Source organism: Flavipsychrobacter stenotrophus, from assembly GCF_002954265.1.
In the GTDB taxonomy this organism is placed as follows: domain Bacteria; phylum Bacteroidota; class Bacteroidia; order Chitinophagales; family Chitinophagaceae; genus Flavipsychrobacter; species Flavipsychrobacter stenotrophus.
Window position 1 is genome coordinate 262,780 of the sequence record NZ_PPSL01000005.1, and the last position, 13,379, is coordinate 276,158.

10 protein-coding genes are annotated in these 13,379 nt (G+C 43.2%); 4 read left to right on the forward strand and 6 right to left on the reverse strand.

Features of this window, described 5'->3' with window-relative positions; translation table 11 throughout:
- The first annotated feature begins 48 nt into the window (after window positions 1-48).
- From CJD36_RS17815 to CJD36_RS17825, 3 genes are read left to right on the forward strand one after another with little or no spacing between them, the layout of a single operon-like run.
- Window positions 49-594 carry a DUF1573 domain-containing protein gene (locus CJD36_RS17815; protein WP_205685636.1) on the forward strand — a complete coding sequence of 182 codons (546 nt, stop codon included), beginning with the start codon at window positions 49-51 and terminating at the stop codon, window positions 592-594.
- 32 nt (window positions 595-626) lie between these two features.
- On the forward strand, window positions 627-1,109 hold the full coding sequence (locus CJD36_RS17820; protein WP_105040556.1) for a DUF1573 domain-containing protein: 483 nt from the start codon (window positions 627-629) through the stop codon (window positions 1,107-1,109).
- Between the two features lie 54 nt (window positions 1,110-1,163).
- Entirely contained in the window at window positions 1,164-1,631 is a 468-nt protein-coding gene (locus CJD36_RS17825; protein ID WP_105040557.1) for a DUF1573 domain-containing protein, read from the forward strand.
- Window positions 1,632-1,769: 138 nt separating this feature from the next.
- Here CJD36_RS17825 and CJD36_RS17830 read toward each other — a convergent pair whose 3' ends face one another.
- Window positions 1,770-2,375: a ribonuclease HII gene (locus CJD36_RS17830; RefSeq protein ID WP_105040558.1), complete on the reverse strand. Its 606-nt coding sequence runs from the start codon at window positions 2,373-2,375 to the stop codon at window positions 1,770-1,772.
- A 224-nt stretch (window positions 2,376-2,599) separates the two neighbouring features.
- Here CJD36_RS17830 and CJD36_RS17835 point away from each other — a divergent pair, with 224 nt between their 5' ends.
- Window positions 2,600-3,718, forward strand: a complete 1,119-nt coding sequence (locus CJD36_RS17835) for an AI-2E family transporter (protein ID WP_105040559.1) — start codon at window positions 2,600-2,602, stop codon at window positions 3,716-3,718.
- 53 nt (window positions 3,719-3,771) lie between these two features.
- On the opposite strand, the gene CJD36_RS17840 is transcribed toward CJD36_RS17835, so the two are convergent.
- From CJD36_RS17840 to CJD36_RS17860, 5 genes are all read right to left on the reverse strand, one after another.
- On the reverse strand, window positions 3,772-4,734 hold the full coding sequence (locus tag CJD36_RS17840) for a transglutaminase family protein (RefSeq protein ID WP_105040560.1): 963 nt from the start codon (window positions 4,732-4,734) through the stop codon (window positions 3,772-3,774).
- A gap of 176 nt (window positions 4,735-4,910) precedes the next feature.
- Window positions 4,911-7,271, reverse strand: a complete 2,361-nt coding sequence (gene topA / locus CJD36_RS17845; RefSeq protein WP_105040676.1) for a type I DNA topoisomerase — start codon at window positions 7,269-7,271, stop codon at window positions 4,911-4,913.
- A gap of 124 nt (window positions 7,272-7,395) precedes the next feature.
- Window positions 7,396-8,829, reverse strand: a complete 1,434-nt coding sequence (locus CJD36_RS17850; protein WP_105040561.1) for a T9SS type A sorting domain-containing protein — start codon at window positions 8,827-8,829, stop codon at window positions 7,396-7,398.
- A 537-nt stretch (window positions 8,830-9,366) separates the two neighbouring features.
- Window positions 9,367-11,301, reverse strand: a complete 1,935-nt coding sequence (locus CJD36_RS17855) for a T9SS type A sorting domain-containing protein (protein ID WP_105040562.1) — start codon at window positions 11,299-11,301, stop codon at window positions 9,367-9,369.
- A gap of 112 nt (window positions 11,302-11,413) precedes the next feature.
- Window positions 11,414-13,354 carry a M1 family aminopeptidase gene (locus CJD36_RS17860; protein ID WP_105040563.1) on the reverse strand — a complete coding sequence of 647 codons (1,941 nt, stop codon included), beginning with the start codon at window positions 13,352-13,354 and terminating at the stop codon, window positions 11,414-11,416.
- Window positions 13,355-13,379: the final 25 nt, after the last annotated feature.

A 13,379-nucleotide genomic window follows, 5' to 3' on the forward strand; every position in this document is an offset into this window, starting at 1 on the left:
GTCCTAAATTTGTTTTATACCATGTATTCAATAATTAAACAATAGAAAATGAAAAAGATAATTTTATTATTCGCCCTTGCGGTGATGGTTGGCAATGTAGCGGAGGCAAAGGATAAGAAAAATAAGAAAAAATCTGCGGAGCCTACAACTCAGTCTGCTACTCCATTGCAGATGAATGATGGTACTGCATTATCTACCGCCGCACCCGAAAAAACCGCACCTGCTTCAACATTGAAAGCAAGTGACATGGCTTTTGCAGATGTGAATCATGACTTTGGTACAGTACAGGAAGGTCCTGATGCTACAACTAAGTTTACGTTTGTAAACAAGGGTACAGAAGCTATTGTGATACAAAAAGCGCAGGCGTCATGCGGATGTACTGTTCCTACTTATTCTAAAGAGCCTATAGCACCAGGTGCTGAAGGCGTTATTGACGTAGCGTTCCATACTTTGGGCAAGCCAGCAGGCGGATTCCAGAAGACAGTAACAGTAACTACCAATGCAGGTGTGCAGATACTTACCATAAAGGGTAGTGTTGAGAAGGCACCGACTACATCGGTACCTGAGAATAATTCAATGATCAAAACGAACTAAACAATACATTCCAAACCACTCAAACAAAAAAAATGAAGAAAGTTTTCATTACCCTTTGCTGCCTTTCATTAAGTGCATTTGCAGCAAACGCACAAGACAAAAAAGTTACTCCTGCACCGGCACCAGCTGCTGCACCTGCAAACGATCCTGACGCAGGTATATTCAAATTTAAGGATAAGGACAATACTCACGATTACGGAGAAGTTCCGGAAGGCCCTACTGCAGAATATGACTTCGAATTTAAGAATACAGGTAAGAAGCCAATCATAATTACTGAAGCACATGGTTCATGCGGTTGCACTGTACCAAAATGGCCACATGAGCCTATTTTGCCAGGCAAGAAAGGAACAATACATGTTACTTACAACACTGATCACCGCCCGGGCCCAATAAGCAAGGAAGTGACCATTTCATCTGATGCTATGGAAAAGTCAACTGTACTTCACATAAGGGGAACAGTAAAGCCAAAGCCAGTTGAAGCAGCACCAGCTACACCTGCACCAGCTACACACTAGTACCCGAATCAGTAGGCAGAAACAAATGAATATACCAAACACACCGATAGAAATATGAAGAGATTATCCATCTTATTGCTCTGCTTTATTATGTGCGCAGGCCTTACGGTAAATGCACAACACAGAAGAGGGGGCAAAAAAACAGGCACTAAAAAAGGAGCCGGCAAGGCTGCTCAGAGCGAAAAGAAAGCTAGTGGTGCACAGTTTAAATTTAAAGATGGAGACACCTTCAATTTCGGGAAAGTAAAATCGGGTCCGGATGCTGTTCATGAGTTTTCATTCGTGAATACCGGAGACCAGCCGCTTATCATCCAGGATGTAAAAGCAGGATGCTCTTGTATAGGTGTGGAGTGGCCTAAACGCCCGGTTTCGCCTGGCGGGAAGGGAACCATAAAGGTGAAGTACCATACCAGCAAAACGGGACCATTTAACAAAGAAGTATACGTTTACTCCAATGCTGTGTTGCAGCCGGGACAAAAGATGTACACGATCGATGTAAAGGGAAGTGTTATAGTAGAATAATTTTTTTAGAATTGATATGGAGAGCTTCGCTATAATGGCGAGGCTCTTTTTTTGCCTGAATCTGTAGTTGGACTAAGTTCACTAACTAGTCTCCTTTTAGGGAAATAGTGGATAAATGTATGAACGCATTTCCCAGGCTTATTGTGCAGATAAAGCCAGCGTCATCTCTTTGCAGATACCAAATGTTTTGCGGTGGTAAGGAGAAAGACCATGAGTACGGATGCTTTCGCGATGAGCAGCAGTGCCATAGCCTTTATTATCGTTCCAACCGTAATGAGGGTGTTGCTCATGTAACTGCTGCATGTATTCGTCTCTGTTCGTTTTGGCCAGAATGCTTGCAGCGGCTATTGCCGCATATTTTGCATCACCACCAACTACACATTCATGAACGATACCGAAATAAGGCGTGAACATATGGCCATCTATGAGTAAAAGTTCGGGGCGGCAGTTAAGTTGATCTATGGCCAGGTGCATAGCCTTGAATGATGCTTTGAGGATATTGATGCGGTCGATCTCCTGGTGATCGAGCATAGCAACAGCCCAGGCAATTGCTTCTTTTTCTATAATGGGACGTAAGGTATTCCTGTCTGCTTCAGACACCTGTTTGCTATCATTAAGAAGCGGATGGTAAAATTTCTTTGGCAAGATAACCGCAGCGGCAAAAACAGGGCCTGCAAGGCATCCCCTGCCTGCTTCATCGCATCCCGCTTCTACCAGCTTTTTACTAAAATATTTTTCCAGCATCGGTAGCAAATTTAAAGCAATTATATGAGGCGGAATTGTCCCGATCAGGATTTATGGAATAACGAAAACCTCATACATGATGTTCTGTGCCTATAAGAGAACCGGAGCGAAGGCTGTGGTCCGGAGACATAACGGCGGCAGGCGCTAGTGGCAGCATCCCGTTTATTTTATCGGTTTACGGTGATGTGGCACGGAATTTCTAAATTTGACAGATAACTAGTTATATGGGTACCCTGAAAATGCCGTTTTATGCAAGGCTTGCATTTATATTGATCTCTTTTGTACTTATTATTCTATTGCTTGAGCAAGGCAGCGGCATTTTTATACCATTGGTATTTGCCTTGCTCATATCTATACTGCTCTACCCGCTCAACAGATTTCTGGAGCAGAAATGGAGAATGGGGCGAGGGATGGCTGCGATGCTTAGTCTGTTGCTATTTGTAACCATACTTACCACTTTTATCTACTTCCTATCCATACAGCTAGCCAGCTTCGCCGATAATTTCCCGGTAATGAAAACGAGGTTCCAGGCAATATTTAACGACCTGCACCATTGGCTATCTTTTAAGATGCACATCAACAGGGCAACTCAGAACGACTACATCAATAAATCGGCAGCGAGCATATTGGAGAACGCGGCACACTCTGTGAGCAACGTCTTTCTTTCCATCAGCAGCATTTTGCTGCTGGCTGTGTTTGTGTTCATCTTTACTTTCTTCATGCTTTTCCATCGCAGGCTATTGATGAACTTTGCAATTAAACTATTCAGTGATGAGCATAAGAGCAAGGTAACTGAAGTAATATTTGAAACGAAGACCATGATCAATAGCTATGTAGCAGGGCTACTCCTGGAGATGGTGATCATGAGTGTAGCTAATTCGGCTCTATTACTGATAATGGGTGTAGAATATGCGGTATTGCTTGGCGTAATGGCTGCAGTATTGAACATTATTCCATACATTGGTATTTATTCGGCAACTGCATTTATAACATTGGTCACCTTTGCAAACAGCGGCCTGAACCTGGCCCTGGAAGCCGGTGTGGGCATGCTGGTGCTGCACATCATAGATTCGAATGTGCTGATGCCCCGTATAGTGGGTGCAAGGGTAAAAATGAATCCGTTTGTAACTATACTGGCCGTAATAATAGGAGAGTATGTATGGGGTATACCCGGCATGTTCCTTTTTATTCCCATAGTGGGCATGATAAAATTGATCTGCGAACGCGTAGAGGGACTTGAAGCATGGGCAATATTGATAGGTGTAGACGAAGGCGTAAAACGACCAAAAAAGAAAGTAAAATTACCGGAACCTGAGGAAGTGCAGAAAGCTATTGAAGAATAAATGCTCAATGGAGTTGATGTGAAAATAAATAACACGCCTACTCTTCTATATAATCAATCTTCCTTTTCCTTCTCATCAAACAGGTCGTCGTTGATGAGTTGCATAAGTTGCTGTATGTCCTGTGCCTTATCATCTTCCTTTTTATACCGGTAGCAAAGACATAGCTCTTCAAGCATTTTCCAGATGATCTTTTTGTTCATGATCGGATTCATGTACAATTCCCTGTCTGTTGCATTGATCTTGCGCAGATAGGTATCTACATCGCCCTGTGAATATATTGCACCACCAATAGGATCTACGAAAAACTGCACCTTGTGGTGCGGGAATACGTCATCATCATCGGCCGCGAAAAGATCGGGGTGCATGTATATATAGGCAAAGATGAATTGACGCGGAATATCAACAGCAAAAATGGGAATATCAAGGATCTCGCATAATGCCAGATACAAGATACCGATAGTGTAACTATTGCCCTGGCGGCTTTCAATTACTTTATTTATGAAGAAATGGTTCGGGTCGCGCTCAGACAGCTCATGACCCTGCAGCTTATAAAAGCTGTAAAGGATACTGTTGAATACATTCACCTGTTCCAACGGCGCCAGATAGTTGTTGAGCTCCAGCCATACGTTCTTCCGTATCTTATCGAACTGGGCAAGAATAGCGGCCACGTTAAGCTGCGGATATTGATAACGTGCCACAAGAATGGCCCCTCTCAACAACTCTGGTTGCTCAGCCCTACTCCACTCAGAGAAATCCTGCTGCAGATCCTGAAATTGCACTTCATGGATAAGCTGTTCGATACGCTGCTGGATCGTTTCATCCACGGTTACTTCCCAAAGCTGCTCCAGTGATGGAATGATCTCGGGACCGTAGTTCATGAGTTTAGACACAACAGTAGCATATACCTCGTTATCGGGGTCATCAATAAGTGCTAACAGCGCTTTTACTTCTTTGTTTACTTGTATTGCCACGTAGTCTTTTTCCCTCTGTGTTTTGTTAGTGTTATGTTGTAGCATGTGGAGACGCAAAATCTTGCGTCTCTACGAACTAATGTGTTTCCGTTGCCCCTCGCCTACCTACTATTGCAATAGTCTGCAAATGTTATAAAAAGAATTTCATTTACAGAAAATCCCTTTTGCACATGGTGTGCAAAAGGGATCAGTTGATTGTATAGTTATTTTACAAGTGCCGTTTACTTAGCTTTCTTACGGGCAGCTACTTTTTTGGGAGGGTTGGCCTTTACATCTTCTATAATTGCCTTTACCTCTTCAATTGTAAAAGTAGCAGCCTGCTCTGCACGTTCCTTTGGTATCTTGAAATTGCGTAGCCCCTGCTTGATGTATGGACCATATGGGCCTTTCAGTATGCGGATCTTTTCTTTTTCAAAAACCTTTATCTCGCTTTCGGCCTTGGCTTTACGTTTCTCTTCGATCAATGGAACAACTTCCCTTGAATCGACAGTGTAAGGATCCATTTCCTTTTTCAAAGAATAGAACTGGCCTGCATGCTGCGCATATGGACCAAAACGGCCAATATTTACAGTTATATCATCGTTCTCAAACTGCCCGAGGTTACGCGGAAGTCTGAATAACTCCATTGCTTCCTCCAGGGTAATGGTCTCAATGCTCTGATTAGTCCTTAATTTGGCAAATTTTGGCTTTTCTTCCGTTTCAGGAGCGCCAGCAGGCGCCGAGATGCCGATCTGCACCATTGGGCCAAAACGGCCCAGTCTTGCAAATACAGGTTTTCCACTCTGCGGGTCTACACCCAATTCACGCTCACCCTTCGCACGACCTGCAGTTTCTATAGTATGCTCCACGTTTTCATGGAACGGATGATAGAATTCATCGATCATCGTATTCCACTTCTGCTTGCCCTGAGCGATACCATCAAATTCAGCTTCGATCTTAGCCGTGAAATCGTAATCCATTACGCGCTCAAAATGCTCCTTGAGGAAATCACAAACGACCATTCCGAGGTCTGTAGGGAAGAGCTTACTTTTTTCAGCACCTACATTCTCATTATCTGTCTTCTCAGTTATCGTGTCGCTTTGCAACATCAATATCTGGTAATTGCGCTTTGTACCATCCTTATCTCTCTTCTCTACATAGCCCCTGTTTTGTATAGTGCTGATAGTAGGTGCATAAGTAGACGGGCGACCGATACCCAGCTCTTCCAACTTCTTTACCAGAGAAGCTTCCGTATATCTTGGCAACGGACGAGTGAACCGCTCAGTAGCTACCAGACGCTGCATATCCAACACCTGACCAGCCTGCAATGGTGGCAATAATCCTTCTGTTTCTTCCTCACCATCTTCTTCATCCTTGCTTTCTGTATACACTTTAAGGAAGCCATCGAAACGGATAACCTCACCTGTAGCGGTCAAGGGATCGGCATGCGTAGAGATACCTATCTTGGCAATGGTGCGCTCCAACACAGCGTCAGCCATCTGGCTGGCCATGGTGCGCTTCCAGATCAATTCATATAACCTGTGTGTATCAGCATCTCCCACGGTGGTAGTCATCATGTCTGTAGGACGGATGGCTTCGTGCGCTTCCTGTGCTGATTCATTTTTATTCTTGAACACACGCTGCTGAAAATACTTTTCTCCGTACTGAGCATTGATAGCCAGGCGAGCTGCATCTATTGCGGTTTCTGATAAATTTACCGAATCAGTACGCATATAGGTGATATGTCCATTTTCATATAGCTTCTGTGCGAGCAACATGGTCTTGGATACCGAATAACCCAGCTTGCGACTGGCTTCCTGCTGCAATGTGGATGTGGTAAACGGAGCTGAAGGTGACTTCTTACCCGGCTTTACCTGAACATCCTTAACAGTATAAGTAGCACCCTTACATTTTTCGAGATATGCACGGGCATCGCCCGCTACCTTTAATTTATCAGGGCCGTCGGCTTTAAAATTTACCTTCTTATTATTAATATCCGGCGCATTGAAAACAGCCTCAACTTTAAAGCTGCTCTGCGTCTGGAATTTAGTTATTTCTCTTTCACGCTCAACAATGATACGCACAGCCACCGACTGTACCCTACCCGCTGACAAATTATTACGCATACTCATCTTGCGCCACAGTACCGGAGACAATTCGAACCCCACGATACGATCCAGTATACGGCGCGCCTGCTGAGCATTGACCAGGTCCATATTAACGGTACGCGGATTGCCTACAGCTTTAAGGATAGCCGGCTTAGTAATTTCATGAAAAACAATACGCTTGGTTGTAGCGGGATCAAGGTTCAATACTTCGCACAAATGCCATGAAATGGCTTCACCCTCACGGTCCTCATCCGTTGCCAGCCAAACCTCGCCGGATTTCTTTGCTAATGACTTCAGTTCTTTTACAACCTTCTCTTTATCCTCAGAAACAATGTAGGTGGGTTTATATCCGTTCTTAATATCAATACCCATGTTATCCTTCCCCAGATCGCGGATGTGCCCATAGCACGACTTCACTTCAAAGTCGCTACCCAAAATCTTCTCTATCGTCTTTGCCTTAGCAGGAGACTCAACTATCAAAAGGTTTTTTGCCATTATTAATATATCATTTTGCAGCTCCTGAACAGGGACATGCTTTTGCAATAATAGAATATTGTTTCCAAAAAGAAAAAAGGGCAACGAAAATCGTTGCCCTTTTCAGTAAAAAATTCAGCAAATATTAGTGAGCAATAGCAACACGACCTGTTGTGCGCTCGCCATTAGCGATAACAGTGTAGAAATATACACCGGCAGCAAGGTTAGAAGTGTTGAAAGTAGCAGCACCGTTAGTTGTGTTAGCAACGTTCTGTGTAGCAACTACCTGACCAACTGTGTTAGTTAGCTCAACTGTAACTGCAGAAGGAGTAGACAGTGTGAAACCGATCTTAACTTCTGTAGAAGCAGGGTTAGGCATTGCAGTAGTATTGCTTACAGTCTTAGCAACTTCAGTTACGTTAACCATCTTAGTGCAACTAGCGCAAACTACGTGGAAAGCAGTAACATTATGCTGCAATACTGACGCGTTAGAACCTGAAGTCCAAGCATACATTGGAACGTAAACATCACCCCAACCGTTTTCGTAGTTAGGCAAAGTCTTGAACTGGCCTGAGTTAAGATCAGTAGAATCGTATGGAGCAAACAATGTATTACCTGCAGTGTTTTCTACGAAATCGTAAAGAGGACGATAGTGGTTGTATTCTCCGTTCAAGGTATCACCTGGAACGAAAGAAGCATCACCGCTCTTGAAAGAGATAGAATAACCTACCTGGTTCATAGAGTTTACGTTAAATGCTGCAGGCAATTTGAAAGTTACAGCGAAAAGACCATTGGTAGTAGTATCACCCCACTTGAAGTCAGCTGTAGAAGACGGAGAGCCTATAGTTTTCTTGAAAGTATATGCAGTTGTACCAGCAGCAGTGTTCTTTACACTATCATACTGAACCATACCGAAAGAAAGTCTTGCACTTGAAGACAAGCCATAGCCAGTTAACAAACTAGCAGCACCAGCACCGCTAAACCAACCGAAATCGATATCATCGCTTGCAGTAGCTACAGAACCCTGTGTGTAAGTGATAGTCAATGTATCAACAACAGCGGTCTTAGCTGGATTGAATTGGTACAAACCGAACAACATCATTGAATCGATCTGGAATGCTTCAGTAGTCAACTGCATCTCACCAGTGAAAAACTGAACGTCGTTAAAACCTTTAGCCTGAGGCATAAATAAACTACCAACAGATACCATGGTGTTGTATGCCAAACCTGAAGTGTAGTTCAGCTGACCCAATGTATCGTTCCAGATAGTTACAGCAGTAAGACCTGTTGTGTTACCACTAAGATCCAGTGCAGTCTGTGCATCAAGAAGGTCTGCATAATTGTACCAACGCTGAGTGCTTACAGTTGTTGTTTTGTTAGCAGTACCTGCAGCCGCGCCTGCTGCGCTGTGCTGTGCAGCTATTGCCTTTACACCAGTTTTGTATTTACCATCTAAAACGCCATGAGCAACTTTCTCATTCATTTTAGCTGACTGGAACATAATACTACTGCGATTTTCCTGTGCGGTTGCAGCAAGGCCGATAGAGCCGATGGTTAAGAGTAAAAATACTTTTTTCATTTGTTTCTTTTTTAAAAGGAGATAATAAATGTACAAATGTACGGATGTAAAGATAAGGAGATTTTTATAAAAACAAATTTAGTTTGGTGCAATTGGGGTAGAAAACGTTAAAAAATCGTGACCACAATGATAAGTTATCATTAAATGAATCTCAACGGTTTGCAAATCAGACAAATGTGTAGGGAAAGCAATTCAATTCTATTGAAATATAGATCAATGGTGGCAATACAAGGGTGCAGGCTAAGATAATTTGTTTTTCAGCACGTAGCAGTAATCTAAAGATATATACCTAGTTACACGTATTCTCAATAATTTATTATGGATATATATATACAAATAATCCGCAAAAAACATTTACTCTATTGCTCTTATAGACTATAACTTACCAAAGTTTTAACAGAGGTGCTTCACTTTAATAAAGTCTTCTGAGCAAGTTTCATTCCCTAAAGCTAAAAAAGGCGGCTCCTCTATGGAACCGCCTTTTTTATTTGCTTACAGGAAACGAAGTTAATTAGCCTGAAAACGATACTAATAGAATTAATGAGCTACAACGATGCGACCGGTAGCACGACCACCATCTGCATTAACGCTGTAGAAGTAAACACCCGCAGGTAAATTTGCTGTACTGAAAGTAGTAGAACCACTTGTAGTAGCCGCTACATTCTGAGTAGCAACAACCTGTCCTACAGTGTTAGTAATGCTAACAACTGCAGCAGCAGGAACCGCCTGAGTGAATGACACTGTAAAATCTGAAGTAGCCGGATTAGGCGTTGCCTTTGTAAGAATAGCAACCTTGTTGATATCGTTGACACCAACTGTGCCTATGTTACTAAAGTACATACGCACCATTGGTACGCTAGTTAAACCAGTAGCTACGTTGGCTAAGCCGAAAGAAGCATTACCACCGTCATTCAGCGAAGAATCTGACTGTCCGAAATAGCTGGCGAAACCTGTAGCATTAGGAGATGCTGATGAAAGCACCAACAGATCGGTAGTAACACCATTGATCTGCGCAACTGCTGCATAAGTAGTACCCGGCTGCAGAATGAACTGAGCTACACCACCTGATGCAACAGGATCGATAGCGAAGTAAGCCCAAACAGTAGAAGTAGTTGAAGAAATATCAGAAGCAAGAATTGGCTTACTCACCGACGTTGCTACAAAATTCCAGTTGGTACCAGCCTGCTGTACAGAGTACAACTGAACAGATACTGAAGCTGACCCGGTAGTAGGCACACTAGTTGATGCAAACGCTACACCAAAGCCTGAAACTGTATCGCCAACAGCAGTGGAAGGCACATCGAAACGCGCACCCTGCAGATATGACTGAGCAGGACTAACCCTGTGCAGGTAATAACTACCACTAACTTTACCAGAATTTACCATCCATGTGGTATCAGAGACAGTGAAGAAAGAGCTATCCACATTATTGGTAAGGTCTGCATCGCCGGTAATATTGGCACCCATTGGTACAGAATAGTTACCCATAGCAGTTGGCTTGAAGCCAGGGAACTGAACTATAGAATCTTCAGCACCAACAGCAAGACCCGCATAAGGCATTGTCTGCGTGTAAACAGCAGTAGCACTATTGTAGATCTGTGCACCAACAATCGGGCTTTCAACATTAGCACCCTGATTAGACAACAATATAACAGGGTAGATAGAATCTACGAACTGCAACGGAGTTGTGAACATTGAAGAATTATAGGCTGTAGCCTGTGGGTTGTACAGGAATGAGGCATGTGCATCAACATCGTGAGGATCAACTTCAGACAGTGTCATATCATCAACAGACCAGGAATAAGAACCTGCAGGATAACCGTAATGTACAAAACGGATATACACTGTAGCTGAGCTTGCGGCCGCTGAAGTGATGTTAATATGTAATGTTTTAGGATTAACGGTGCTTACATTAGTAGCCAGGCTATTATTGAAGCTCACAGGGAATCTTGTGTAAGTAGTAAAAGTTGGGGAAGTACTCACCCAAATAACGCAAGAGTCATTATACTTGCGATACAGTTCCTGGAAGTTAAGACGTACTGTAGTATGAGCAGCGCAATTGATAGCATCTGTCTGCATCCAGCCGGCAGGTGCACATGTACCACATGCCGCACCTAATGAATCAGAATCAAAAATCATCCATCCATTAGCCGCGGTAGTTGATGCCAGAGCCGCCAGATGAAAACTTGATGTTGATGCTACCGTGGTATGGTGCCATGTACCAGGACCTGAAATAACACCTGTAGTCCAACCTGATGGAAGACCTCCGTTAAAATCCTGAGTGTAGAATGCCGGTGCTGTAGTTTTCGCAGCCGCATGTCTTGCCGGCGTTGAAGTTACTATCGGACCAGAAAGATCAACCATCTTTTTTGTGATAGGCAATACCGGGCTACCGGTATGACGTGCCACAAACTGCGCATTGGCCGCACCGCCTATTGCGCAAATTGATGCGAGGAGTAATAATTTCTTCATTTTGTTTATTTTAGTATGCTGTAAAAATATAAAAACTAACTAATAATTAATGAACCGGCAATGTACAAGTCTGATCAACTGAGAAAATAAGACTTGAAAAACAAAGCTCAGTTTACCAATGAACCAGTTTCAGGTTAGACTCTTCGCTACCACCTGTTATCCTTAAGACGTAATTACCTGACGGCAATTTGGCACCGGGGATCTGTGTAGTTCCCTGAGCACTCTTACCTTCCCACAGTATTCTGCCGGTAATATCTGATAATGAAAGTGCGAGCCCTTCATTGGTATCCTGTAGCTCCCAATGATTTTGAGTAGGATTGGGGTATACTTTAAACTCTTTCTGATCCAACATCCCGACACTCAACTTTGTATCATGAGTGATGGCACCATTTATTTTAAGAATGGTCCAAACATTTTGGTTAAGATATGCATTGGTCATAGTAGGCGCCCAGTCGAACATATAGATCTGAGTATCGAGAGAATTGTAAACTTTTATAAAAGTATCTACCGACAAGCTATGCAGTTGTATCTCAACAGGAGTACTGAAATGATTGGTGTATGACGGACATGACCGGGTCTGGATCAACTTAACATATACAGTAGACCCGGATTGATTCCAGGATACTTTATAAATAGGATATCCCCTGCCATAGATCCATTGATTGAAGAAAGTATCTAGCGGCACACCATAAGCGGCCTCTGCCAGCGCTTTAAAATTAGCGGTAGTAGCATGACCCAGAGCATAGTTCTGCTGATAGGTTTTCAGTACGCTGAAGAAAACACTGTCCGAAGGAGCTATGTATTGAAGCATTCTTATAACCGCCTGTGCCTTGTTATATACTGTCTGCTGATGAAATAAGCTATCGCTGTTGCTGGTATCTGTAACCAGTACCCTACCGCACGCATCGCCCAAAGCAGAATACAGAAGCCCCTGCCTGTGTGCCTTTGCTGCAGCGGGCGACCAAAAGTGATCAAGGAATACAGCTTCAGAAAACGTAGCAAAGCCTTCGCTCAACCACACGTCGCGCCAGTCCTGGTAGGTAACATTATCTCCCCACCACTGGTGGCACAACTCATGTGCAATAATGTAAGTATTAGGAACACCAATAGTGGTCATAGTCTGGTGCTCCATGCCGCCCGGCAGTGAGGTATAACATACTCCATACTTCTCTCTCCAGAAAGGATAACGACCGTAGAGCGATGAGAAGTAATCTATGAATAGACCTATACTATCAAAATTGGCTTTGTACGCGGGATTGAACGTTGGCGTATCAATAAAGAAGTTCTGAATAAGTACAGAATCTGTTGACGCTGAAAAATGCCAGTAAGATCGGTACTCTCTGTATTTAGCAACAGCTACAGAAATAAGGTAATAGTCTATGGGGTAATGAGTTTGCCAGTGGAATGTCCATGAGCCTGGCGTTGATACGGAATCAATTGAGAGCAGAACTCCGTTGCTGCCATCTCTTACATGAGCAGGCACGGTAACGAACATATCTACTGAATCAATTTTGTCTTGTATAGATTGTTTGCATGGCCACCAGTTTTTAGCAACATATGGATCGCTGATGGTGAATACCATATGCGTGCCGCCTGAGCTTACAGAATGGGTAATACCATTAAAGAAACCGCCTGTGCCACCCGGAGGCAAACCATGGTAATAAACCTGTGTATTAAACGCTGTACCCGCGATAAGTGCTGTTGGCAACGTCATTGTTCTTACCCAGCCAACCGCAGTAACAGGCAACATAGCACCATTTACAAATGCAGAATCTATGGTAAAAGAAGAGTCCAGCTCAAAGGTGTAGACCGACATTGATGACGCCGTAACTACTGCATTGGTAATCACATTGCCACTTACATACACCGAGGTATCAGTAAGATTAATGTTGAATCTTAAATGCTTTACATCGTAGTAATCTTCAGCAGGACTGGCTACAGTAGTTTTTGCCGCCCTTTTGTTATTGCCATGAGCGCAATACCCTGCACCCGCATAAGTTGATGAGGCAAATAATAGTATAACGACAGAGGTAAGGAGTAAACGTAAATTCATAAATGAAATTTATTTCGCATAGCAA